The sequence below is a fragment of the Streptococcus mitis genome, assembly GCF_002096755.1.
GTDB lineage: Bacteria > Bacillota > Bacilli > Lactobacillales > Streptococcaceae > Streptococcus > Streptococcus mitis_AC.
Genome location: NZ_NCVF01000026.1, coordinates 365310 through 387762, shown reverse-complemented (window position 1 = coordinate 387762; position 22453 = coordinate 365310). Strand labels below are relative to the sequence as shown.

Below are 22453 nucleotides of genomic sequence, written 5' to 3'. Positions count from 1 at the left end.
TATGGAAATAGAGATTTCTGATTTCACAGGTTGTAAGATTGCTTTGTTTTGTGGGGATAAGCTCTTGACCATCTTACGCGATGATAAGGCAAGTATTCCCTGGCCCAATATGTGGGAACTGCCCGGTGGGGGACGCGAAGGGGATGAAAGTCCTTTTGAGTGCGTGGAGCGTGAAGTTTTTGAGGAACTGGGCATTCATTTGACTGAGGATTGTCTGCTTTGGAGTAAGGTTTATCCAAGTATGCTTTTTACAGACAAACAGTCCGTTTTTCTAGTTGGTCAGTTAACACAGAACCAGTTTGACAGTATCGTATTTGGAGATGAAGGACAGGGCTATCAGCTCATGAATGTTGAGGAATTTCTTAGTTCCAGTCAAGTTGTACCTCAGTTGCAGAATAGAGTGAGAGATTATTTGGAGGAAGTTCGATAAATGGCGAAGCGTAGCAAAAATATCAATATGTTTCTCATGGATGGTGAAGTGACTGGAAAAATCAAATGTACTTTGTCAAATTGGACGGGAGTGATTTACAAAATACCTCGTATTCAGTTGGGAGATTTGAAGTCGCGTGATGAAATGAAACAAAGTGGTATTTATTTCTTATTTGGTCGAGATGAAGATAAACAGAAAGATGTGACCTATATTGGTCAGGCGACAACTCGGAAAAATGGTGAAGGGGTATTGTTGCGAATTCAAGAGCATACCCGCGATACTCACGCAGATTATTTTAATGACGTCATCATTCTAACAACTCAAAATAATTCTTTTGGTCCAACAGAAATTAGCTATTTGGAAAATAAATTTACTCAACTTGCTAAAGAAGCTGGTCGCTACATTGTGAAAAATGGGAATGATCCAAATCCTGGTAATGTGACTGAGGAAAAGGAATCTGAACTGGATGAAATTGTTGAAAATACGCTAATGATTATTGGAACTTTAGGTTATCGTGTTTTTATTCCAATGACAAAGAAAGTTAGTCAAGATTTGACTGATAATCATTCAACTTATCTTTATTTAAAGCGTAAAACTAAGAAATCTAACAAAGTAATAGAAGCAACTTATGAACGGACAACTGAAGGTTTTGTTGTTTTAGAAGGAAGTCAAGTAGAAATAAAGGATTCTCCATACCTTCCAGCAAGTTTAAAAGAAATGCGTCAGAATTTAATAGCTTCTCGGATCATTCAAGATGGGGTGTTAAAAGAAAAACAACTCTTTTCTAGCCCTTCTTATGCAGCGGCTTTTTTGCTGGGTATGCAAACGAACGGTCGAACTGATTGGAAAAATCAGGATGGAAGAACTTTAAAAGAATTGGAAGAATTAATAGATTGATAAGGAAAATACATAATGGAAACATGGCAAGAGTTAAAAGTTACAGTTAAGCGTGAGGGGGAGGAGTTAGTTTCCAATCTCTTGATTGAGCTGGGAGCGCAAGGTGTTGCAATCGAAGATAGTATGGACTATGTGGGAAATGTTGACCGCTTCGGCGAGATTTTCCCAGAGGTCGAGCAACAGGAAGAAATTGTAGTGACGGCCTACTACCCTGATACGGTTGATGTGGCAGTGGTTGAGACGGATTTGCAGGCTCGCCTAGCAGAATTGACAGATTTTATGGACTTGGGAGAGGTCAAAATGGGGACCACTGCCTTGGCTGAGGAAGACTGGGCAGACAACTGGAAGAAATACTATGAACCAGCTCGTATCACTCATGATTTGACCATCGTGCCGTCTTGGACAGACTATGGGTCGACTGCTGGAGAAAAGATTATCAAGCTAGATCCTGGTATGGCCTTCGGGACAGGAACCCACCCAACTACCAAGATGAGCCTCTTTGCTTTGGAGCAGGTTCTTCGTGGTGGTGAAACAGTGCTAGATGTGGGGACTGGTTCAGGTGTCCTCTCTATTGCCAGCTCGCTTCTGGGTGCTAAGGAAATTTTCGCCTACGACCTAGATGATGTGGCGGTTCGTGTGGCTCAGGAAAATATTGAACTCAACCCTGGTATGGAAAACATCCATGTAGCAGCAGGAGATTTGCTTAAGGGAGTTGAGATTGAGGCAGATGTGATTGTAGCTAATATCTTGGCGGATATCCTCGTTCATCTGACGGATGATGCTTATCGCTTGGTCAAGGATGAAGGCTACCTCATCATGAGTGGAATTATCAAGGACAAGTGGGACATGGTGCGCGAGTCGGCTGAGTCAGCTGGATTTTTCCTCGAAACTCACATGGTTCAAGGGGAATGGAATGCCTGTGTCTTTAAGAAAACCAAGGATATTTCAGGTGTGATTGGAGGCTAACATGCAACAGTATTTTGTCAAAGGAAGTGCTATCTCTCCTGTCACCATCGAGGACAAGGAAACTATCAAGCATATGTTTCAGGTTATGCGCTTGAAAGAAGATGATGAGGTTACTTTGGTCTTTGATGATGGAATTAAGCGCTTGGCGCGTGTGTTGGATGTGGAAGCCCGTCAGTTTGAGTTGATCCAAGAATTGGCTAATAATGTGGAACTGCCCGTTCAAGTGACCATTGCATCTGGCTTTCCTAAGGGAGACAAGCTGGAGTTCATTACTCAAAAAGTAACCGAACTGGGTGCCAGCCAAATCTGGGCCTTTCCTGCCGATTGGTCGGTCGCCAAATGGGATGGCAAGAAATTGGGTAAAAAGGTTGAAAAACTAGAAAAAATTGCCCTTGGAGCGGCAGAGCAAAGCAAGCGTAATATCGTTCCAAGTATTCAGCTTTTTGAGAAGAAAGCAGATTTTCTAGCCCAACTTGACCAGTTTGACCGCATCGTAGTGGCTTATGAAGAGTCGGCCAAAGAAGGTGAAGCCGCTGCGCTCTTACAAGCGGTCTCTGGTCTTGAAAAAGGAGCCAAACTGCTCTTTATCTTTGGACCAGAAGGTGGTCTGTCACCTGCAGAAATCGAAAGTTTTGAAGCTAAGGGAGCAGTCTTGGCAGGTCTTGGTCCTCGTATTTTGCGAGCAGAAACAGCACCACTTTACGCTTTATCAGCCCTTAGTGTTTTATTAGAATTAGAGAAATAAGAGGAAGAAGATGGAACAAAAACACCGTTCAGAATTTCCAGAAAAGGAACTTTGGGATTTAACAGCCCTATACCAAGACCGTGAGGATTTCTTGCGTGCAATCGAGAAGTCTCGCGAAGACATCAACCAGTTTAGACGTGATTACAAGGACAATCTTCACACTTTTGAGGATTTCGAGAAGGCCTTTGCGGAATTGGAACAAATCTACATTCAGATGAGCCATATTGGAAACTATGGATTTATGCCTCAGACGACAGACTATAGCAATGACGAATTTGCCAATATTGCCCAAGCTGGGATGGAATTTGAAACAGATGCCAGCGTAGCCTTGACCTTCTTTGACGATGCCTTGGTGGAAGCTGATGAGGAAGTCTTGGACCGTTTGGGTAAATTGCCTCACTTGACGGCAGCTATTCGTCATGCCAAAATCAAAAAAGCCCACTATTTAGGGGCTGATGTGGAGAAGGCCTTGACCAATCTCGGTGAAGTTTTCTACAGTCCACAGGATATTTACACTAAGATGCGAGCTGGGGATTTCGAAATGGCTGACTTTGAAGCTCATGGCAAGACCTACAAAAACAGCTTTGTGACCTATGAAAATTTCTACCAAAATCATGAGGATGCTGAGGTTCGTGAGAAATCTTTCCGTTCCTTCTCAGAAGGTCTTCGTAAGCACCAAAATACGGCTGCTGCAGCCTATCTAGCTCAGGTTAAGTCTGAAAAACTATTGGCAGATATGAAGGGTTACGACTCCGTCTTTGATTATCTTCTGGCTGAACAAGAAGTGGACCGTGCCATGTTTGACCGCCAGATTGACCTCATCATGAAGGATTTTGCGCCGGTTGCTCAGAGATACCTCAAGCATGTTGCCAAGGTGAATGGTCTTGAAAAGATGACCTTTGCAGACTGGAAATTGGACTTGGACAGCGCCCTTAATCCTGAAGTGACTATTGACGACGCCTATGATTTGGTCATGAAGTCGGTAGAACCTTTGGGGCAAGAATATTGTCAGGAAGTTGCTCGCTATCAAGAAGAGCGCTGGGTGGACTTCGCTGCTAACAGTGGCAAGGATTCTGGTGGTTATGCGGCGGACCCATATCGCGTGCATCCTTATGTCCTCATGAGCTGGACAGGCCGTTTGAGTGATGTCTATACCTTGATTCATGAAATCGGGCATTCTGGTCAATTCATCTTTTCAGATAATCATCAAAGTTACTTCAATGCTCATATGTCGACCTACTATGTTGAAGCGCCGTCAACTTTCAATGAATTGCTTCTCAGTGATTACTTGGAGCACCAATCTGACGACCCTCGTCAAAAACGCTTTGCTCTGGCTCACCGCTTGACAGACACCTACTTCCATAACTTTATTACCCACCTCTTGGAAGCAGCCTTCCAGCGTAAGGTGTATACATTGATTGAAGAAGGGGAGACCTTTGGAGCAAGTAAACTCAACAGCATTATGAAGGAAGTTTTGACCGATTTCTGGGGAGATGCCATTGAGATTGATGATGATGCAGCTCTGACTTGGATGCGCCAAGCTCACTACTACATGGGCTTGTATAGCTATACTTACTCTGCTGGTCTTGTTATCTCGACTGCGGGTTACCTTCATCTGAAACATTCAGAAACTGGAGCTGAAGATTGGCTCAATCTCCTCAAATCAGGTGGTAGCAAGACACCGCTTGAGTCAGCTATGATTATCGGAGCAGATATCGCTACAGACAAACCACTCCGTGATACTATTCAGTTCTTGTCTGACACAGTTGACCAGATTATCGCCTACAGTGCCCAGTTGGGGGAGTAAGGGAATTTAGGATAACGATATGAACAGAATTAAAAAATGGCTGGAGCAGGATTCACAAAGAATACGTTTTATCAAAATAGGCCTAGTCTTGTTGGGAATCATTTTATTGATTGCTCTTCCAACTCTCTATCTTGTTTTGAGTGGAGTTGGTATTTGGTATTTTGTAAAGAAAGTACCAGATATTCGAAAAAGAAATTTAATGATAGGACTTTTTGTTGTTAGTTTTGTTGTAGTTTCTCTTCAAACTCCGACAGCCACAAAGAAAATTTCATCTTCTCAATCAGAAACTAAGCAAACTGCGGCATCCACTGCTAAAGTAGAGTCAACAACCGATGCTTCATCTAGTACAGAAGAAGCAAAACGAGTTGAAGAAGAGAAAAAAGCTAAAGAAAAAGCAGAAGAAGAGAGAATTGCCAAAGAGAAAGCTGCAAATGAGTTGCAAGAAAAAGGTGAAACCTTAGTCAAACAATTGGAAGAAAGTCAAGATGCAAGTCAAGTGAAGTCTGCTAAAGAAACAGTTAATCAGATTGAAAATAATGATAAAAAGGCAGAATTGCTCGATAGGATAGGTGCAGTTGAGTCTTTAATTTCTCAAAAAGAAGAAGAGAGAAGAATTGCACGTGAAGCTGAAACTAAAGCCCAACAGCAAGATAGAATTGTTTACGTCGCTAAGAATGGGCAAGCGAAAGTATATTGGTATAACAAGGATAGTATGCCGTCAAATACTAATAAAGCCAACGTTGTCGAGATGACAGAGGCTGATGCAATTGCAGCAGGAAAACGTCTATCTAAAAAAGAATAAGATAGAAAGTTATCTTGGGCTGGCTTTTTGAACAGTTTCTAGAAATGTAGAGGTGTTGATCATGTATCAAGAGTTACTTAGGAAAATAACAGAAGAAAAACCAAGTTATAACCAGGAAGAAATCCAGTGGCTACTTGATCATTTGGGAGATTCTTCTTCAGAAATTCGCGATGACCTTGTTTTTACAAGCTTTGCTAGAGGGATTCAGGAAGAGCTATTTACACAGGAACAATTTTATTTCATTGCTGAGGAAATTTTATCTGATGGAGGACTAGACAAAGAGATTGATAAGGTAGGCTTGTCAACACTTGAACGTTCTTTTAGGGCGCTTATTTATGCAAATCTCTTGTCTGCGGATGCCAACCTGCAATCGATTTTTTATCAGGGATTAAATGCAGGAATTCGTAATGTCCTTTTAAATCAAGGTTTGTATTATCTTTCAAAAGAAAAGGATACAACGGGTTTTTCAAGTCAGTATGGTTGGGTTCACTCTTTTGCGCATGGAGCTGATTTACTGACAGAGGTGGTTTGTCATCCAGATTTTCCTAAAAACAGAATTCATGAAGTATTTGAGATACTTGGTCAATTATTTAAAAGAATTCCCATTCGTTTTACAGATGATGAAGATTGGCGTTTAGCCAGAGTACTTTATGAACCTATTTTAAAAGGGAAGTTAGCGCAAGAACAAGTATCTTCTTGGATAAAAACTGTTGATTTTCCGATAGAAGAAAGGGAAGATTTCTACAAATTTTCCAACTTTAAATCTTGTCTGTTAGAAGTCTATGTCCAACTTGACCAGAGAAATAGTTTACAATATGACTTGAAAGAAGCTATCCAGTCTTTTCAATACTAAGAAAAAGCGAGTCAGATTTTCGAAAGACTTTCCAGTCAATTTTCTTGAAACCCTTTCCCTCTTTTGATAGACTAGTATCTAGTTTTTGAAAAAAGGAGAAAGAAAATGAAAAAATTTGTCGCTGAGTTAATCGGTACGTTCATGCTTGTGTTCGTTGGGACAGGAGCTGTTGTTTTTGGAAATGGTCTTGATGGCCTTGGTCACCTTGGAATCGCCTTTGCCTTTGGTCTGGCAATCGTAGTTGCAGCTTACTCAATCGGAACTATTTCAGGTGCTCACTTGAACCCAGCTGTTTCGATTGCTATGTTTGTAAACAAACGTTTGTCATCTTCAGAGCTTGTAAACTACATCCTTGGACAAGTAGTTGGAGCTTTCTTAGCATCTGCTTCTGTATTCTTCCTCTTGGCTAACTCAGGGATGTCAACTGCTAGTCTTGGTGAAAATGCCTTGGCAAACGGAGTCACTGTCTTTGGTGGATTCTTGTTTGAAACAATCGCAACTTTCTTGTTTGTCTTGGTTATCATGACTGTGACATCAGCAAGCAAGGGCAATGGCGCGATTGCTGGTTTGGTAATCGGTTTGTCCTTGATGGCGATGATTCTTGTGGGATTGAACATTACTGGACTTTCAGTAAACCCAGCTCGTAGCTTGGCACCAGCTGTTTTGGTAGGTGGCGAAGCCCTTCAACAAGTTTGGATTTTCATCCTTGCACCAATCGCTGGTGGGGTTCTTGCAGCCCTTGTTTCGAAAAACTTCCTTGGAACAGAAGAATAATTGAAAATCAAAAAGCCTTGCTCCTCATTTTGAGGAACAGGGCTTTTTCGTATGAGTTTAACGGTTGTCAATTTTCTCTGGATAAAGGTCGTGTTGGAAGAGGCGTTGTTCTGCCAATCCTTCATACTTAGTTCCAGGTTTACCGTAGTTGTAGTAGGGGTCGATTGAAATGCCACCGCGCGGAGTGAATTTTCCCCAAACCTCCAAATAGCGGGGGTCTAGCAAGTTGACCAAGTCTTTCCCGATGGTGTTGATACAGTTTTCGTGGAAATCTCCGTGGTTTCGGTAGCTAAAGAGGTAGAGTTTGAGGGATTTTGACTCAACACAGAGCTTGTCAGGGATGTAGGAAATATAGATAGTTGCAAAGTCTGGCTGAGCAGTGATTGGGCAAAGTGAGGTAAATTCAGGACAGTTGAATTTGATGAAATAGTCATTTTCCACATGACGATTGTCAAAGGATTCGAGGACTTCTGGTTGATATTCAAAAATGTAGTTGGTTTCTTTGTTGCCGAGGAGGCTTAGGTTTTTCATTTCTTCTTGTTGTGACATGATTTTTTCTTTCTAATCTTAAACACCACGTTGGTTGTCGTAGAGGAGGGTATGGAGTTGAGGAAGGACGCGGACATTGCCCCAGCTATCGTCAGTAGCGACACGTTCCCAGAGTTCTTTGAGACGGTCCAGTTGGTCTTGGACAATATTGCCTGTGGCCTTGGGCTCAGGATTTCCAGCCGATAAGAAGAGGACATCTGGTTGGTAGCGCTCTTGAATTCCTTTGGCAAAAGCCAAATCGACATCATCAAAGACAGGGATTTTAAAGGTGACCTTGTCTGGATCTAGTTGGGAAACGATAAAGTCCAAGGTCTCAAAGTTGACTTCCATCTTGGATGAAGGAGGTTTGGGACTCAGAGTGACCTGGTCGATGTCTTTCAACCAATTTTGCCAGCGAGAGCCTTGGGTCTCAACAGCTAGAGTGACACCGCGTTCCTTGAGCTTGGTGACCAATTCGGCCATGTTGGCTGCTAGGATAGCAGGATTTCCCCCAGATAGGGTTACATAGTCGTAGCTCCCTAATTTATCCAACTCAGCAATGACCTCGTCAGCTGTCATACGAGTTGGTTTTTCAGAACCATCCCAAGTAAAGGCAGAGTCGCACCAGTCGCAGTGGTAGTCACAACCAGCAGTGCGGACAAACATAGTTTTTTGACCAATAGCACGGCCTTCGCCTTGAAAAGTTGGGCCGAAAATTTCCAGAACTGGTAGTTTAAGGATACGTTCCCTAGTCATCTAACCACTCCCGTCTAAACTCCGCAAAGGCAGTCGGAGTCTCATAGAGGCGAACGTATTCCAAACGGAGACCGCGCTCGTCTGGCAACTCTTGGTTCATGGTTTGGAAAATCCAGTAAACCATATTTTCAGCAGTCGTGTTCATATAAGGCAGAGTCTCATTGAGATAGCGATGATCCAAGTGGGGTTCTAAGTAGTTCTTGTAGATAGCTTTGATATCTCCGAAATCGTAGGTCATGCCACGTTCATCTAAAAATCCACTGACAGCAATCTGCAGATGATAGGTGTGACCATGAAGGGATTTGCATTTTCCCTCATAGTGAAAGAGGTGGTGGGCAGCATCAAAGGTAAATTCTTTTGATACCAAGGTTCTGTGAGGATTGTAGACAAGAGACTCCCCGGTTTCCTGTTTGATTTCTTTGGGTGCAAAAAACATTAGTCCTCTCCTTTCTGTGAGAGATAAACATCTAGACCATGCTGACGTAGATGGCAGGCTGGGCAATTTCCGCAGCCACTTCCAATAATCCCGTTGTAGCAGGTCAAGGTCTTTTCACGGACATAGTCAAAGGCACCGAGTTGGTCGGCTAATTCCCAAGTTTCAGCCTTGTCTAGCCACATGAGAGGTGTTTGGATAACAAAGTCGTAATCCATGGCAAGGTTGAGGGTAACATTGAGAGATTTGACAAAGACATCTCGGCAGTCAGGATAGCCTGAGAAGTCTGTCTCGCAGACACCTGTCACGATATCTTTAATACCTCGTTGCTTAGCAAGGACTGCCGCAAAGGACAGAAAGAGGTGGTTACGACCGTCAACAAAAGTATTGGGAACCGCTCCCTCTTTTTGCTCGATTTCCAGATCAGAGGTCAAAGCATTTTCAGTGATTTGACCCAGCAGAGACATATCTAGTATATGATGACGAATACCCTGTTCCTTAGCGATTTCTCTAGCAACTTGAATTTCGAGGTGATGGCGTTGACCGTAGGCAAAGGTAACGGCTTCGACCGTTTCATAGTGTTCTTTAGCCCAAAAGAGGCAGGTTGTAGAATCTTGACCGCCACTAAAGACGACCAAGGCTGATTGACGTTTCATAGTACTCCTTCCAAAATGGGAAATGTTCAGAGCACGCAAAAAGCTCCCTTGAGGGAGCTAAAAAATACCAAGTCAAGGTTTTTTTTAGCGATGGCATGTCCCAAACATCGTAATATTCTACCTACAGTCTAGCATATTTTTTGAAAAATGGCAAAGGGCAAGAAAAAAGAGACCAAAGCAAGTACTTGGTCTCTAGTATGATTAGCTCAATTCAGCAACGATGGCTTTGATTTGTTCAGCTGTGTGAACACCAGCAACTTGTTTCACCACTTGGCCGTCTTTTTTGAAGAGAAGAGTTGGGATAGACATGATTCCAAAGGCACGAGCTGTGTTTGGATTTTCATCCACGTCCATTTTAACGATTTTCAAGACATCTTCTGAAAGTTCTTCAGACAATTTATCCAAGATTGGACCTTGCATACGACATGGACCACACCAAGTTGCCCAGAAGTCTACCAAGACCAAACCGTCTTTTGTTTCTTGTTCGAATGTTGCATCTGTAATTGCTTTTGCCATTGTATTTCTCCTTTTTTAGTTATATTGGCTTAAATCTTGTTTCATGAGATAGAAGAAGACATCTCCGTAAGTCCCATGGTAGTCCAAATCATGACCGTTGTAAGTTAATTTTTGGACAGGGTAGTAGTCTGCGACGCCGATAAGGCAAGCTTGTTGTGAACGATCAAAGTCTTCATAAGATTCGAAAGTCACAGTTCTTTCGTTCTTGCTGGCATCTAGATAGGTAATTTCAATCATTTTAAAAACTCCTTTGTTTAATGATGACTTTATTTTACTCCTTGTAAAAGAGAATGTCAAGAAAAATGATTGCGCACGCAACTTTTTTCTAAAATCATCTTAAATCAAGAAATCCAAACCAGTTTCCAAGCTTTCTTCGACAGCCTTCTGTAGAGAGGCTAGTGTCTTTTGCCCATCACTTGTCAGGCAGATAAAGCTAGAGCGTCTATCTTGATCACAACACCTGCGACTAAGTAGACCGCAATTTTTGGCTTCCAAGCGAGCCACCATCCGAGAAACAGCGCTAGGGCTCAGATGAAGTTTATCTGGCAGGTCAATCTGGCGTAGAGATTTTTCTTGAGCCAAGTCCAGATAGTAGAGCAGGTAGAACTCTTTCAAGGTTAGACTTTGCTCGCTCTGCTGGGCAATAGTCTCTTCCAAGAGACTTTCAATTTCTTTCTGACGACGATTGAAGTCAAACCATTTTTCCAAATAGGTCATAGTATCTCCTTTCTTTTTAGAGTTGTAAATAGAAGAAAGTCCATTCACGGACAGTCTCTGTATCACAAGATGATTGCGCATGCAATAATTATACTACTTTTCAAAAGAGCTGGCAAGAAGGACGCAGGCATCTTTTATCCTAAATTACGCTGTTTTCACTAGTCTTTAATTGTCTGTATCCCCTTTCCTCTCTAATTTTTAATGACTCTTGTGTATTTCCTTGAAATTTTCTGAAAAAAGAGTAAACTGGTATGCAAGAAGTCTATTTCGTGGAGTTTAGGATGAAATTATATGTTCAATTAATGATTCTCTTTGTGATTTCTCTAATCGGAGAGGGGATCTCTAGTTTCTTTCATTTGCCCATCCCAGGCAGTATTATCGGTTTGATTATTCTTTTTCTAGCCCTACAATTCAAGTGGCTGAGAACCAGGCATGTCAACATGGTGGGGAATTTCTTGCTGGCCAATATGACCATTCTCTTTTTGCCGCCAGCAGTGGGAATCATGGAGAAGTTTGATGTGATTGCTCCCTATCTTTTGCCAATTGTTTTGATTGTCTTTTTTGCAGCAGTCATCAATATTATCCTCATAGCCTTGGTAGTTCAGTTCATCAAGAGACGGTTTGAGGGAGATTATGAGAAAGGAGATGCCAAATGAGTGAATTTGTTTCCAATCCCCTATTTGGGCTTGCCCTGTCTATCCTAGCTTATCTAGTGGGGATGCTGATTTACAGACGTTTTCCCCATCCATTGACAACGCCCTTGCTTTTGTCAGCTGTTTTCATTATCATCTTTCTAAAGGTGACGGGTATTTCTTATCAAGATTACTACCAAGGTGGGGTTTATCTGAACAACTTGATTGTCCCATCGACCGTGGCTCTAGGGATTCCGCTTTATAAGAGTTTTCACTTGATGAAGCACCATGCACGGAGTATTCTCTTTGGTAGTCTGTTAGCAGTAGTTGTCAATACCTCTTTCACAGCCCTTGTAGCTAAGATTTTTGGAATGGACTTTTTCCTAGCCATTTCTCTCTTTCCGAAGTCAGTGACAACCGCCATGGCAGTGGGAATCACAGAAAAATTGCAAGGCTTGACGACCGTGACCTTGGTGGTTGTAGTGGCGACTGGGATTTTAACCAGTGTTATCGGACCAACCCTTTTGAAGTGGTTGAAAATAGATGATCCAGTAGCTGTTGGTCTTTCCCTTGGAGGAACAGGCCATGCAGTCGGAACGGGGACAGCCTTTCGATATGGCTCTGTAGCAGGAGCCATGGGTGGTTTGGCTATCGGTGTTACCGGTATTCTCTATGTCTTTGTCAGCCCTATTGTGGCCAGTTTGATATTGAGTTAAAAAAATTAACGGCAAAATTTCGAAATTTTAAAAATTTTTCAAAAAAATATTTGACAATCTACATGAGAAGATATACAATGAAGCCAGAGAAAACGGATACAAAATAATTTTTACTTAACAGTATATGAGATTTTTCTTTTATAGAAAAGAAGGGAGAGCGATGCTTAATTTGACTGATGTTATCAAAGTTGTTAAAAAAGGTCACCTAGCCTCAGTACAGCAGCATCCAGATAAATGCCCAGGGCGTTATCGTTAGATTGCCTTGAGTTGCTTATGTAAAAGCGATAATTTATCACTTTACTATTATAATGATGAGGCTGAGGGGGATCCCCTCAGCCTTTTTAAAGCGGGAGATAAGTTATGGAAACAATTTATTCTTTTTCTACAGATGATGTAGTTTATTTAAAAAATTTATATACAGGATCTATTTGTGAAATTGATGAGGAACTATTCAAGAAGTTATCTTTAAAAGAATTCCCTTACTTGATAAGTGAGATTGATAAACAAGTGCCCTTTATTCACTCTAAACGAATAGTAGAGGGAGATGAATTATCACTATATATAGTTACAACTATGTCGTGTAACTTGACTTGCTCTTATTGTTTTGAGAATGATAAGGATAGGAAACCGTCCTTAAGTAGTGAGTATGACGGTAAAAAGATTGTGAATTTTATATTAGATGAACTAAATTTTAAGAAGTATAAATCTCTGGATATCTGTTTTACTGGTGGTGAACCATTATATAACTTTCAGTTTATACGAAATTTATGTGAAACTTTAGATGAGAAACTAACTATTCCTATTTCGTATACTTTGATTACAAATGGAACGATATTCACAAATAAAATAATGTCTTTTCTTGACTGTCATAATTTCGCTATTCAAGTTTCTTTTGATGGTGATGAGCACTATCATAACCTAGAAAGATGCAATCGATTAGGGAAAGGAACTTATCATAGAATCATAAATAACTTGTCAGTTATGTTGGAAAAGTATAAAAATTTATCCATTCAGGCTAGAGTTAACATATCTAAAAGAAATTATATATCTATCCAGAAATTATTTTTAGATTTAAAAAAGTATACAGAATTTGAAAATTTTAATCTTTATTTTGATTTTGTAGCTGTACCTAACGATTCAATTCTATATATTGATAGTGAAACTAAAAAGAAGACTTGTCTAGATTTATTGCTGTTTTTATCAAAGGAAAATATACCGTATTATCATGATTTAAAAATAGGAGGCTACTGTATGTTCAAAAATCAAGATTCTCTTACAATTCATGCCAACGGTAACTTATATAAATGTTATTCATTAGTAGGGAATGAAAACTATCAGTTGGGAAGTATTGGTCAAGTTACTAATGAATTAACAGGTCTGGGAAGCATGTGCCCTTATAAAGATTGTGCTTATTATGAATTTTGTTATGGAGGTTGCCCATTTAATACATTTGTAAATAATGGGAAGATGGAACGCGATTGTCAGTTTGACTATTTAGAGTGGTTTCACAAGATTGTATTTTTAGATGAATTAGGATTATTGACAAAGGAGGATGTTGAAGGGACTATCCAACATATATCTGTTCATAAAATATATGTTGATAAAAATTTAACTATGGAGGCATGCAGATGAAAAGATTGTTATCCTATAACAATAAAGTGCTATTTCTAAAAAGCTTTATTTTGAATACCCTTGTTACTATACCAACTGTAGCTATTCCTTATATTAGTAAGTTATTTATTGACCATATTCTATCTCAGAAAGTTCATGCTATGATTGTTTACGGGGTGCTTTATGTAGGAATTTCTCTGTTTATTCAAGTTTTATATTATTTTTGTGATGTGCTTCAAGGAGAATCAGAATCGTATGTTTGGCAGAATATTTGCCAAAAAACTGCTGAAAATATCCAGCTCTATGATATGGTAGAGACAGAATTGTCTGAAGCTACCATTACACAAGAATTAGGGCAGACCTATGAGCTGTTAAAACGATTTTTTAACGAATATCCTGTTGCTCTTCTCCTGTACTTGATACGAGCACTTGTGATTATAGGGATTTTATGGAGTATTTCTCCTACTATTGCTGTGATGATAGGTATTTTGATACCTGTATTTATCTTTATTTCGCAGAAATATAGTGGACGACTATCTAAGCTTGGTTCCGATACAGTGAATTGTATGAAGGATATACGCGATTATCTAGTGGATAGCTATAAACTCATGCCTAGTATGCGATTTTCAGCTCATTCTAGCTTGATTGATTTCTCTCCCTTGGTGAAAAAATATATTTCATGTAAAAATAAGGAGGTGAGAATGACTTCTTTATTTGAAAATTTTCTTTCTTATGCATTTTTGAATTTTATGATTATGATGACGACGATTATATCAGGTTATCAGACTTATAAAGGTTGGATTACGATTGGTGATCTAATGGCTATCCAACTATATATTTCACAATTTTGGACACCTATTGAATACTTCCTTGATGTTTATAAGGAGTACTCGGGAAGTAAGAAAATTATCGAAAATTTTATCAATTTTTTGGAACCTGTTCAGATTTCGTATGAGTCTATTCCAATTTTAGAGATAGTCTTAGAAAAGTATGTTAGCTTGGGGAGAGATGGTGAAGAACTGCATGAGCCACTAACAACTCGTTTAGAAAAAGGACATATTTATCGTATTGTTGGAGAAAATGGTGTTGGTAAGACGCGGCTGATTTTAGCGATAGTAGGTTACAGCATGAATTATCATGGTGAGATTTACTTACCTAATTATAGAAAGAATTCGAATTTTTCATACTGCCCTGCAGAACCTATTGCGAGTCGATTTTATAAAAATGAATTGAGTCAAGGTGCATCCATGGGACAACTAAAATTGTTGCAGTTGCAAGAAGCAGTAGCGGTGGAGAAAGATGTTTATATTTTTGATGAGCCAAGTAATTTTTTAGATTCACAAAACAAGAAAAAAGTCGTGCAAATCCTGTCCGACTTGTTAGCAAAACAAAAGTTAGTGATTTTGATTAGTCATGATGATGATTTAGTCGATTTTCCAACAGAAGTTATCACTCTTCAATCATGTGACAGTGAGTAAGGAAAAGTATAACTTTATTGAGTTTAAGAAATAGATTAGTAAAAATAGACTGGGTAAAAAGTCTTTAAAATCAGAAAAATGCATAATATCAGGTGTGCAAAAACTTGATATTATGCGTTTTATTGTGGTAATATTAATTCATTTTCTCCTGAAATTGAGTTTTTGCCTAGCCTCCTTTTCAAATCGTATGTTATAGACTATTACTTTTCTTTGCTTAAATGAATGACTTGGTCATAGTGTTTTAAGTCTTCTTCTGTGTAGTGGTGAATGACTTCAATGACTGTTTGAGGTAGGGAGAAGAGCAAGTTGCTAATTTTTCTGCTGTTTTCCGAGTCAAGATTGGCCTTAATCTCATCTGCTAAGATGAGTTGGCTATCATGGTAGAGGGCGCGAGCGATTTCTAGGCGTTGTTTCTCGCCACCAGACAGACTATCATTGCTGAGCGTTCGATTTTTCAAATGTTCTAATCCTGTTTTTTTGAGGATGTAAGTTAAACGTTCCTCCTTTTTATCCAATCCCAGAAGGATATTGTCTTCCAGAGATAGCGTGTTAAAGTAATGGCTATCTTGGAGAATATAGGAACTAAAGCTTGTGATTTCTTTACGTGACAGGTTTTGACCAGCAAAGCTAATCTGACCACTTGTTGGTGTCTCTTCTCCATGAATGATATTGAGCAGGGTTGTTTTACCAGAGCCACTTTCCCCGATAATGGCAATTTTTTCTCCTTGCTTGATGTGCATGGAAATCGGAGACAGGAGGCTATTCCCATCTTTTTCAAGGGAGATGGTATCAAGTTGGATAGGGAAAATGTTTCTGATGGTTCTAGGAGAGATGAAGTTAGACTGGCCCAAAAGTTTTTGGTATTTATTGAGAAGAGTTCGAGTCGCTTTTCGGGTGTTGGTAAAGTAAGCCAACTCTTGGAATTGATAGCCGATATTATGGGAAACTAGATAGATGGCCACAAAACTAGCTGCATCTAAATAATTATAGTAGGTCATAAAGCCACCGATGACGATTGGTGTGACAGAACAAAAGGCATCGATGCTATTGATTAAGAGACTGTTTAAAGTTCGTTGCTTTTCATAGTTAATTTCGGTATCTATACTGGTTTGTAATTGCTTTTGATAGCGAGCAAAAAAGTAGTCTTGCCCCTGATAATGGCGAATTTGTTGGCTACCACCAATAAAATTTGTCAAGCTTGCTAAGTAGCTCTGGTTAACAGTGGACCGCTTTTCAGAAAGTGAATCCAAACGCTTTGATCCGATAGCACTGCAGAGTACAGGAAAGGAGTAGAAGAGGATGAAAATCAAGCCCAAGTAAAAATTGGTCCATAGGGCATAGAGAATGGACACAGTTGTGAAGCCAAGAGAAGAAATGATGATGACCGTTGGCTCAATATAGTTTTCTTCTAGTTGCTTGACGTCGTTTTCTAGGTCAGACAAAATATCCTTTTCATCAATCTCATAACTGTTTAAAAATCGCTTGAAAATAGCACTCTTGATTCCATACTTGAAGTCAGTAATCAAACGAGCGTAGTAATAGCGTTTCCCTGCCAAACCTAATAAGAGGATGAGATTACCAAGGATTCCTAGAATCAGAACTTTCCAAAGAAGGCCTAGTTCTTGATTGGTAAAACTGGCAACAATATTCTGAACAAGGGCTGGTGTGATAATTGCTTCCAGCCAAGTAATGGCAATAGAAAAGAAGTAAAGTACAAGGTACTTTTTAGTAACAAATCTTCTAACCATAAAGAGTTACCCTCCTTATCGATATACATGGAATCAGTTTTTAAAATTATTATACTCCTTTTTATAAAATACGTCATATAAAAATGGAAGTCTTAAGGACGAAAAAAGCCTAGCGAGTTATTGTCGCTAGACTTTAAAACTATTGCAAATTAACCTTGTTTCTCAAGATGTAGTAGGTTCCGAGGTAAAAGATAGCTATGAATATGAGTTCTTCAACAATACTTATACCTGCTCCCATATAGAAATTATCATTAAATCCTGCAAGTGAATTAATATAGAAGTTAGTACTGGTATTGAAGAAGACTTCAATAAATCCAATGACGATTTGGATACCAATGTAGGCTGCAACAGCGAGTGCTGTACGGTATTCATTGAACAGTTGTCCAATGGAAATGGCCAAGTAGATGCAGAGGATTCCAGAAATGGCATTTAGTAGGAAGGATAAGACAGCAAGACTAAAGCCGGTAAAATGTTCTGCAACAAATGACAGAAGAGTAGAAAGTTGAACTGCATCAGAATTTGTTGACAATAAGATAATATAGATACATAGGAGTAAGACAGCAGTGCTAATCAACGACCAGATAAAGGCACCGATTAGTTTGGCTGTGATGATATGGTGTTCAGAAACTGGCAAGGTTAAAGTCAGATAGCCTTGTCGGTCATAGACACTTCCTTTGAATCGTTTAATAATCAAGAAGATAGTTGAAATCACAAGTGTAACCATCAAACCACCAAAGACAGTAGATAGAAAAAAAAGTAGAACAGATAGATTTTTTTCAGGTAGTTTGATTAAGGATTGTGTCTGAATTCCAATAAGAACAGAGAGGAAGAGAACAGCACCATAAAGAGCTAAATACCACTTGTTAACATTTTTAAATTCGTAGCGAACTAAATTCCAAAACATAATAATCTCCTTTACTTAGGCCTTAAATTCCTGACGGAAGAGCTGGTCAATGGATTCACCAGACTCATAGCGAATATCATCTACATTTCCTTGACGGACGACTTTTCCGTCTTTGAGGAAGACAATTTCATCCAAGATTGGCTCGATATCAGAAATCAAGTGGGTAGAAATCAAAACGGTAGAAGTTGGGGAGTAGTTATTGATAATGGTATTGAGGATATACTCACGGGCTGCTGGATCCACCCCACCAATAGGTTCGTCCAGAACATAGAGACGAGCATCACGGCTCATAACCAAAATCAGTTGTACCTTTTCCTTGTTTCCTTTTGACAGTTTCTTGAGACGACTATTTTCATCAATGCCCAGGTCTGCAAGTAGATGATGGGCGCGTTCAAGATTGAAATCTTTATAGAAGGTTTTGAAGTAGGTTAGGGCTTCTTTGACCTTCATTTGCTCATTGAGATAGGTCGTATCCGGCAAATAAGCTACGATGGCCTTGGTTGCTGGGCTTGGGTCCATATCGTTGATCAGGACACGTCCTTGATCTGGTTGCAAGAGGCCATTGATTAGTTTAATCAGGGTTGTTTTCCCTGAGCCGTTTGGTCCAAGGAGACCAACAATTTTTCCAGCTGGAATCTCAAGGGAAACATTTTCGAGGGCTGGTGTTGCTCCATAAGATTTGGATACATTTTCAAATGCTAGTAATGACATAGGCTTAAACTCCTTTAATATAATCGCCGACTACGCCTGGTAGTTCTTCTTTTTCATAGCCAAAGTGGGTCATGGAGGAAACGAAGTGTTCCAATTCTTCTTCGGATAGTTGTTTGCGCGATTGGGCGATTAGCTCCTTATCCTCAGTCACAAATCGTCCAGTTGTTCGCTTGCTGTAGACAAATCCCTCTCGTTCAAGGTCTGACAAGGCTCTTTGGATGGTGTTTGGATTGACACCCGCCTCGCTAGCCAGCTCTCGCACGGTTGGAAGTTGTTGATTGGGTTCCAGTGTATGGGAAACAATCTGAAGCTTGATTTTCTCCATAATCTGTAAATAGATGGGTTTTTTGTTGTCAAATGTCCAGGACATCTTGGTCTCCTTTCTTTTATCTCTTTGTCTTAATTAAATAATACAACAAAACAAAAAACTTGTCAAGCAAAAAGAAGAATTGTTTTGGGAATCGCTTAAAAAATGGTATAATGAAAAGAAAACGATAAGGAGGGAAAGGATGCGTTGTCCAAAATGTGGGGCTACCAAGTCAAGTGTTATCGATAGTCGCCAAGCAGAAGAAGGGAACACCATTCGTAGAAGACGTGAGTGCGACGAATGCCAGCACCGTTTTACAACCTACGAACGAGTAGAAGAAAGAACCTTAGTGGTTGTTAAAAAAGATGGCACACGGGAACAATTCTCTAGAGATAAAATCTTTAATGGGATTATCCGCTCAGCCCAGAAACGTCCTGTGTCAAGTGATGAAATCAACATGGTAGTCAATCGTATCGAACAGAAACTCCGTGGTCGAAATGAAAATGAAATTCAAAGTGAGGACATTGGTTCACTCGTCATGGAGGAGTTGGCTGAACTCGACGAGATTACCTATGTACGTTTTGCCAGTGTCTATCGTAGTTTTAAGGATGTCAGTGAGTTAGAGAGCTTGCTCCAACAAATCACCCAGTCCTCTAAAAAGAAAAAGGAAAGATAAATGAAGCCAATTGACCGTTTTTCTTATCTAAAGAATAATCGGGTGTCGCAAGATACCTCATCTCTGGTACAGTGCTACCTCCCGATTATCGGTCAGGAGGCACTGAGCCTTTATCTTTATACAATCAGTTTTTGGGATAATGGCAGAAAGGAATACCTCTTTTCAAGTATTCTTAACCATCTTAACTTTGGGATGGATAGACTGATAAAATCCCTGAAAATCCTATCTGCTTTCAATCTCTTGACCCTCTATCAAAAAGGGGATACCTATCAGCTAGCCCTTCATGCTCCTCTATCTAGTCAAGACTTCTTGGGGCATCCTGTTTATCGCAGACTTTTGGAAAAAAAGATTGGCGATGCAGCTGTGGAGGATTTAAAAGTTGAAAGTGCTGAGGGAGAAGAAATACCTGTCTCACTCAATCAAGTCTTTCCAGACTTGGCAGAACTGGGAAGTCAAGAAGACCTTGGTCTCAAGAAGAAAGTGGCCAACGATTTTGACTTAGACCATTTTCGTCAGCTTATGGCTCGAGATGGGCTTCGCTTTGCGGATGAGCAGTCCGATGTCTTAAACCTTTTTGCCATTGCTGAGGAGAAGAAATGGACTTGGTTTGAAACCTATCAATTGGCCAAGTCAACAGCTGTCTCTCAAGTTATTTCAAACAAACGCATGCGTGAAAAAATTGCTCAAAAACCTGTTTCCTCTGACTTTAGTCCTAAGGAAACGACCATTATAAAAGAAGCCAAAAGTAAAACTGCCCTGCAGTTCTTGGCAGAAATCAAGCAAACACGTAAGGCAAGTATTACCCAAACAGAAAGAGAACTCTTGCAACAGATGGCAGGCTTGGGCTTGCTGGACGAAGTCATCAATATCATTCTCTTATTGACCTTTAATAAGGTGGATTCGGCAAATATCAATGAGAAATATGCCATGAAGGTAGCCAATGACTACGCCTATCAAAAGATACATTCAGCAGAAGAGGCAGTTCTTCGCATTCGTGAGCGAGGGCAGAAGAGCCAGGCTCAAAAGACTAGTAAAACCGGTCCTGCTAAGTCCAATGTACCCAAGTGGAGCAATCCAGATTATAAGAATGAAACCAGCGAGGAAACTCGTCTGGAACTAGAACGTAAGAAACAAGAACTATTAGCTCGATTAGAAAAAGGAGGAGATTAGATGGAAAGTGTCGGAGACGTACTCAAACGTCAACCTAGCCGTTTTCATTATCAAGATTTGGTCCAGAAAATCATGAAGGATCCTGATGTTGCGGCCTTTATCCAGCAAGAATCCTTGACTCCAGAGGAATTAAATCGCAGTATCTCCAAGTTTAATCAGTACATTACCGAGCGTGACAAGTTTCTCCGTGGGGATACGGATTATATTGCCAAAGGCTACAAGCCGATTTTGGTTATGAATCATGGCTATGCGGACGTTTCTTATGAAGAAACTCCTGAACTAATCGCAGCGGAAAAAGAAGCGGCTATTAAGAACCGTCTCAAGTTAATCAATCTGCCAGCCAGTCTCAAGAAAGCTAGTTTGGCTCAAGTAGATTTGGATGATTTGGAGCGCTTGCCAGTTTTTGAAAAGCTATTAGCCTTCGTGGAGCAATATCCAACTATTCGTAAAGGTCTCTATCTCTATGGAGACTTTGGTGTGGGTAAAAGTTTCATGGTGGCTGCCTTAGCCCATGATTTATCAGAAAAACGTGGTGTTTCATCAACTCTCCTCCACTATCCTAGCTTTGTCATCGATGTCAAAAATGCTATCGGTGATGGCAATGTTAAGACCTTGGTGGATGAGCTTAAGCTGTCTGAAGTCCTGATTTTAGATGATATTGGTGCCGAGCAATCAACACCTTGGGTGCGGGATGAAATCCTGCAGGTCATTCTTCAATATCGGATGCAGGAAGATTTACCGACCTTTTTCACATCCAACTTCAACTTTGAAGAATTGGAGCAGCATTTCGCTAAAGGGAAACATGGAAATGACGAAACCTGGGAAGCCAGACGGGTCATGGAACGCATCCGTTATTTGGCCGAGGAGACTCGTTTAGAAGGAGTGAATCGTCGATGACAGAAACAATTAAACTGATGAAAGCTCATAAGTCTGTTCGAAGATTTAAGGAGCAAGCCCTCCCTCAGGAAGACTTGACCGAAATCCTGACAGCAGCCCAGATGGCCTCGTCTTGGAAGAATTTTCAATCCTACTCTGTGATTGTAGTACGAAGTCAAGAAAAGAAAGATACCTTGTATGAATTGGTGCCTCAAGAAGCCATTCGCCAGTCAGCTGTTTTCCTTCTCTTTGTCGGAGATTTGAACCGAGCAGAAAAGGGAGCACGACTCCATACCGACACCTTCCAACCTCAAGGTGTGGAAGGCCTCTTGATTAGTTCGGTCGATGCGGCTCTTGCTGGACAGAATGCCTTGCTGGCAGCTGAAAGCTTGGGCTATGGTGGTGTCATTATTGGCTTGGTGCGTTACAAGTCAGAAGAAGTGGCAGAGCTTTTTAACCTGCCTGACTACACCTATCCTGTCTTTGGGATGGCACTGGGTGTGCCAAATCAAAATCATGATGTGAAACCAAGACTGCCACTAGAGAATGTTGTCTTTGAGGAAGAATATCAGGAACAAACAGTTGATGTGATTGAAGCTTATGATCGTGTACAGGCGGACTATGCTGGGGCGCGTGCGACCACAAGCTGGAGTCAGCGCCTAGCGGAACAGTTTGGTCAAGCTGAACCAAGCTCAACTAGAAAAAATCTTGAACAGAAGAAGTTATTGTAGAAAGTGAGAAATT

At 40.4% G+C, this 22453-nt stretch carries 27 protein-coding genes; 16 read left to right on the top strand and 11 right to left on the bottom strand.

The window, feature by feature from the left end; genetic code table 11:
• Window position 1 precedes the first annotated feature (1 nt).
• The 8 genes from B7700_RS10555 to B7700_RS10520 all read left to right on the top strand — a co-directional run bounded on the left by B7700_RS10555 (window position 2) and on the right by B7700_RS10520 (window position 7274).
• The gene (locus B7700_RS10555) at window positions 2-430 is read left to right on the top strand and encodes an NUDIX hydrolase (protein WP_084888794.1); all 429 of its coding nucleotides are present in this window, start codon (window positions 2-4) and stop codon (window positions 428-430) included.
• Complete coding sequence (locus tag B7700_RS10550; RefSeq protein WP_084888792.1) at window positions 431-1327, top strand: GIY-YIG nuclease family protein; 897 nt, start codon at window positions 431-433, stop codon at window positions 1325-1327.
• Window positions 1328-1342: 15 nt separating this feature from the next.
• Window positions 1343-2293, top strand: a complete 951-nt coding sequence (prmA, locus tag B7700_RS10545) for a 50S ribosomal protein L11 methyltransferase (protein WP_084888790.1) — start codon at window positions 1343-1345, stop codon at window positions 2291-2293.
• 1 nt (window position 2294) lies between these two features.
• On the top strand, window positions 2295-3038 hold the full coding sequence (locus tag B7700_RS10540) for a 16S rRNA (uracil(1498)-N(3))-methyltransferase (protein ID WP_049543082.1): 744 nt from the start codon (window positions 2295-2297) through the stop codon (window positions 3036-3038).
• A gap of 10 nt (window positions 3039-3048) precedes the next feature.
• Complete coding sequence (gene pepF, locus B7700_RS10535) at window positions 3049-4845, top strand: oligoendopeptidase F (RefSeq protein WP_084888788.1); 1797 nt, start codon at window positions 3049-3051, stop codon at window positions 4843-4845.
• Between the two features lie 19 nt (window positions 4846-4864).
• Window positions 4865-5647 carry a hypothetical protein gene (locus B7700_RS10530; RefSeq protein WP_001079822.1) on the top strand — a complete coding sequence of 261 codons (783 nt, stop codon included), beginning with the start codon at window positions 4865-4867 and terminating at the stop codon, window positions 5645-5647.
• Window positions 5648-5708: 61 nt separating this feature from the next.
• Window positions 5709-6500: a DUF2785 domain-containing protein gene (locus B7700_RS10525; protein WP_000284160.1), complete on the top strand. Its 792-nt coding sequence runs from the start codon at window positions 5709-5711 to the stop codon at window positions 6498-6500.
• A 105-nt stretch (window positions 6501-6605) separates the two neighbouring features.
• Window positions 6606-7274, top strand: coding sequence for an MIP/aquaporin family protein (locus B7700_RS10520; protein WP_084888786.1), 669 nt, complete (start codon window positions 6606-6608; stop codon window positions 7272-7274).
• Window positions 7275-7331: 57 nt separating this feature from the next.
• Here the strand turns inward: B7700_RS10520 and queF are convergent, their stop codons facing one another.
• From queF to B7700_RS10485, 7 genes are all read right to left on the bottom strand, one after another.
• Window positions 7332-7823 (bottom strand): preQ(1) synthase, encoded by a 492-nt coding sequence (queF, locus tag B7700_RS10515; protein WP_000082587.1) that lies wholly within the window; start codon window positions 7821-7823, stop codon window positions 7332-7334.
• Window positions 7824-7841: 18 nt separating this feature from the next.
• The gene (queE, locus tag B7700_RS10510; protein WP_084888784.1) at window positions 7842-8558 is read right to left on the bottom strand and encodes a 7-carboxy-7-deazaguanine synthase QueE; all 717 of its coding nucleotides are present in this window, start codon (window positions 8556-8558) and stop codon (window positions 7842-7844) included.
• On the bottom strand, window positions 8551-8994 hold the full coding sequence (gene queD / locus B7700_RS10505) for a 6-carboxytetrahydropterin synthase QueD (protein ID WP_000464573.1): 444 nt from the start codon (window positions 8992-8994) through the stop codon (window positions 8551-8553). Before queD ends, queE begins: the two co-directional genes overlap by 8 nt.
• Window positions 8994-9647 (bottom strand): 7-cyano-7-deazaguanine synthase QueC, encoded by a 654-nt coding sequence (gene queC / locus B7700_RS10500; protein ID WP_084888782.1) that lies wholly within the window; start codon window positions 9645-9647, stop codon window positions 8994-8996. Before queC ends, queD begins: the two co-directional genes overlap by 1 nt.
• Before the next feature lie 201 nt (window positions 9648-9848).
• Complete coding sequence (trxA, locus tag B7700_RS10495) at window positions 9849-10163, bottom strand: thioredoxin (protein WP_001029581.1); 315 nt, start codon at window positions 10161-10163, stop codon at window positions 9849-9851.
• Window positions 10164-10178: 15 nt separating this feature from the next.
• Window positions 10179-10400 carry a DUF4649 family protein gene (locus B7700_RS10490; RefSeq protein ID WP_000570256.1) on the bottom strand — a complete coding sequence of 74 codons (222 nt, stop codon included), beginning with the start codon at window positions 10398-10400 and terminating at the stop codon, window positions 10179-10181.
• Between the two features lie 99 nt (window positions 10401-10499).
• Window positions 10500-10880: a MarR family winged helix-turn-helix transcriptional regulator gene (locus B7700_RS10485; RefSeq protein ID WP_000221632.1), complete on the bottom strand. Its 381-nt coding sequence runs from the start codon at window positions 10878-10880 to the stop codon at window positions 10500-10502.
• A gap of 281 nt (window positions 10881-11161) precedes the next feature.
• Between B7700_RS10485 and B7700_RS10480 the strand changes: the two genes are divergently transcribed.
• The 4 genes from B7700_RS10480 to B7700_RS10465 all read left to right on the top strand — a co-directional run bounded on the left by B7700_RS10480 (window position 11162) and on the right by B7700_RS10465 (window position 15317).
• A complete protein-coding gene (locus tag B7700_RS10480) occupies window positions 11162-11536 on the top strand; it encodes a CidA/LrgA family protein (protein WP_000781325.1) in 375 nt (124 codons plus the stop codon).
• Window positions 11533-12228 (top strand): LrgB family protein, encoded by a 696-nt coding sequence (locus tag B7700_RS10475; protein WP_001288952.1) that lies wholly within the window; start codon window positions 11533-11535, stop codon window positions 12226-12228. Before B7700_RS10480 ends, B7700_RS10475 begins: the two co-directional genes overlap by 4 nt.
• A gap of 360 nt (window positions 12229-12588) precedes the next feature.
• Window positions 12589-13860 (top strand): radical SAM/SPASM domain-containing protein, encoded by a 1272-nt coding sequence (locus tag B7700_RS10470; protein ID WP_239822565.1) that lies wholly within the window; start codon window positions 12589-12591, stop codon window positions 13858-13860.
• On the top strand, window positions 13857-15317 hold the full coding sequence (locus B7700_RS10465) for an ABC transporter ATP-binding protein (RefSeq protein ID WP_158086136.1): 1461 nt from the start codon (window positions 13857-13859) through the stop codon (window positions 15315-15317). The genes B7700_RS10470 and B7700_RS10465 overlap by 4 nt, the downstream gene beginning before the upstream one ends.
• A gap of 200 nt (window positions 15318-15517) precedes the next feature.
• On the opposite strand, the gene gggC is transcribed toward B7700_RS10465, so the two are convergent.
• From gggC to B7700_RS10445, 4 genes are all read right to left on the bottom strand, one after another.
• On the bottom strand, window positions 15518-17065 hold the full coding sequence (gene gggC, locus B7700_RS10460; RefSeq protein WP_084888778.1) for a streptosactin export ABC transporter GggC: 1548 nt from the start codon (window positions 17063-17065) through the stop codon (window positions 15518-15520).
• 139 nt (window positions 17066-17204) lie between these two features.
• A complete protein-coding gene (locus tag B7700_RS10455; protein ID WP_084888776.1) occupies window positions 17205-17969 on the bottom strand; it encodes a hypothetical protein in 765 nt (254 codons plus the stop codon).
• A gap of 15 nt (window positions 17970-17984) precedes the next feature.
• Window positions 17985-18680 (bottom strand): ABC transporter ATP-binding protein, encoded by a 696-nt coding sequence (locus B7700_RS10450; RefSeq protein WP_000054205.1) that lies wholly within the window; start codon window positions 18678-18680, stop codon window positions 17985-17987.
• Between the two features lie 4 nt (window positions 18681-18684).
• Window positions 18685-19050 (bottom strand): GntR family transcriptional regulator, encoded by a 366-nt coding sequence (locus B7700_RS10445; RefSeq protein WP_000119149.1) that lies wholly within the window; start codon window positions 19048-19050, stop codon window positions 18685-18687.
• A 139-nt stretch (window positions 19051-19189) separates the two neighbouring features.
• Here B7700_RS10445 and nrdR point away from each other — a divergent pair, with 139 nt between their 5' ends.
• Genes nrdR through B7700_RS10425 form a run of 4 tightly spaced genes read left to right on the top strand, consistent with a single transcriptional unit; the run spans window position 19190 to window position 22440 of the window.
• Entirely contained in the window at window positions 19190-19663 is a 474-nt protein-coding gene (nrdR, locus tag B7700_RS10440; protein WP_001203672.1) for a transcriptional regulator NrdR, read from the top strand.
• A complete protein-coding gene (locus tag B7700_RS10435; protein ID WP_084888774.1) occupies window positions 19664-20833 on the top strand; it encodes a replication initiation and membrane attachment family protein in 1170 nt (389 codons plus the stop codon).
• On the top strand, window positions 20834-21730 hold the full coding sequence (gene dnaI / locus B7700_RS10430; protein ID WP_084888772.1) for a primosomal protein DnaI: 897 nt from the start codon (window positions 20834-20836) through the stop codon (window positions 21728-21730). It abuts the gene before it with no gap.
• Window positions 21727-22440 carry an NADPH-dependent oxidoreductase gene (locus tag B7700_RS10425; protein WP_084888770.1) on the top strand — a complete coding sequence of 238 codons (714 nt, stop codon included), beginning with the start codon at window positions 21727-21729 and terminating at the stop codon, window positions 22438-22440. The genes dnaI and B7700_RS10425 overlap by 4 nt, the downstream gene beginning before the upstream one ends.
• The last annotated feature ends 13 nt before the right edge of the window (window positions 22441-22453 follow it).

Excerpts from the sequence above, each read along its gene's own strand:
- B7700_RS10445 (WP_000119149.1), bottom strand. The coding sequence starts at position 19,050 with ATGTCCTGGACATTTGACAACAAAAAACCCATCTATTTACAGATTATG.
- B7700_RS10475 (WP_001288952.1), top strand. The coding sequence starts at position 11,533 with ATGAGTGAATTTGTTTCCAATCCCCTATTTGGGCTTGCCCTGTCTATC.
- B7700_RS10480 (WP_000781325.1), top strand. The coding sequence starts at position 11,162 with ATGAAATTATATGTTCAATTAATGATTCTCTTTGTGATTTCTCTAATC.
- B7700_RS10485 (WP_000221632.1), bottom strand. The coding sequence starts at position 10,880 with ATGACCTATTTGGAAAAATGGTTTGACTTCAATCGTCGTCAGAAAGAA.
- queC (WP_084888782.1), bottom strand. The coding sequence starts at position 9,647 with ATGAAACGTCAATCAGCCTTGGTCGTCTTTAGTGGCGGTCAAGATTCT.
- queF (WP_000082587.1), bottom strand. The coding sequence starts at position 7,823 with ATGTCACAACAAGAAGAAATGAAAAACCTAAGCCTCCTCGGCAACAAA.
- B7700_RS10465 (WP_158086136.1), top strand. The coding sequence starts at position 13,857 with ATGAAAAGATTGTTATCCTATAACAATAAAGTGCTATTTCTAAAAAGC.
- dnaI (WP_084888772.1), top strand. The coding sequence starts at position 20,834 with ATGGAAAGTGTCGGAGACGTACTCAAACGTCAACCTAGCCGTTTTCAT.
- pepF (WP_084888788.1), top strand. The coding sequence starts at position 3,049 with ATGGAACAAAAACACCGTTCAGAATTTCCAGAAAAGGAACTTTGGGAT.
- nrdR (WP_001203672.1), top strand. The coding sequence starts at position 19,190 with ATGCGTTGTCCAAAATGTGGGGCTACCAAGTCAAGTGTTATCGATAGT.
- B7700_RS10555 (WP_084888794.1), top strand. The coding sequence starts at position 2 with ATGGAAATAGAGATTTCTGATTTCACAGGTTGTAAGATTGCTTTGTTT.
- B7700_RS10490 (WP_000570256.1), bottom strand. The coding sequence starts at position 10,400 with ATGATTGAAATTACCTATCTAGATGCCAGCAAGAACGAAAGAACTGTG.
- trxA (WP_001029581.1), bottom strand. The coding sequence starts at position 10,163 with ATGGCAAAAGCAATTACAGATGCAACATTCGAACAAGAAACAAAAGAC.
- gggC (WP_084888778.1), bottom strand. The coding sequence starts at position 17,065 with ATGGTTAGAAGATTTGTTACTAAAAAGTACCTTGTACTTTACTTCTTT.
- B7700_RS10520 (WP_084888786.1), top strand. The coding sequence starts at position 6,606 with ATGAAAAAATTTGTCGCTGAGTTAATCGGTACGTTCATGCTTGTGTTC.
- B7700_RS10530 (WP_001079822.1), top strand. The coding sequence starts at position 4,865 with ATGAACAGAATTAAAAAATGGCTGGAGCAGGATTCACAAAGAATACGT.
- prmA (WP_084888790.1), top strand. The coding sequence starts at position 1,343 with ATGGAAACATGGCAAGAGTTAAAAGTTACAGTTAAGCGTGAGGGGGAG.
- B7700_RS10425 (WP_084888770.1), top strand. The coding sequence starts at position 21,727 with ATGACAGAAACAATTAAACTGATGAAAGCTCATAAGTCTGTTCGAAGA.
- B7700_RS10455 (WP_084888776.1), bottom strand. The coding sequence starts at position 17,969 with ATGTTTTGGAATTTAGTTCGCTACGAATTTAAAAATGTTAACAAGTGG.
- B7700_RS10470 (WP_239822565.1), top strand. The coding sequence starts at position 12,589 with ATGGAAACAATTTATTCTTTTTCTACAGATGATGTAGTTTATTTAAAA.
- B7700_RS10450 (WP_000054205.1), bottom strand. The coding sequence starts at position 18,680 with ATGTCATTACTAGCATTTGAAAATGTATCCAAATCTTATGGAGCAACA.
- queE (WP_084888784.1), bottom strand. The coding sequence starts at position 8,558 with ATGACTAGGGAACGTATCCTTAAACTACCAGTTCTGGAAATTTTCGGC.
- B7700_RS10540 (WP_049543082.1), top strand. The coding sequence starts at position 2,295 with ATGCAACAGTATTTTGTCAAAGGAAGTGCTATCTCTCCTGTCACCATC.
- B7700_RS10550 (WP_084888792.1), top strand. The coding sequence starts at position 431 with ATGGCGAAGCGTAGCAAAAATATCAATATGTTTCTCATGGATGGTGAA.
- queD (WP_000464573.1), bottom strand. The coding sequence starts at position 8,994 with ATGTTTTTTGCACCCAAAGAAATCAAACAGGAAACCGGGGAGTCTCTT.
- B7700_RS10435 (WP_084888774.1), top strand. The coding sequence starts at position 19,664 with ATGAAGCCAATTGACCGTTTTTCTTATCTAAAGAATAATCGGGTGTCG.
- B7700_RS10525 (WP_000284160.1), top strand. The coding sequence starts at position 5,709 with ATGTATCAAGAGTTACTTAGGAAAATAACAGAAGAAAAACCAAGTTAT.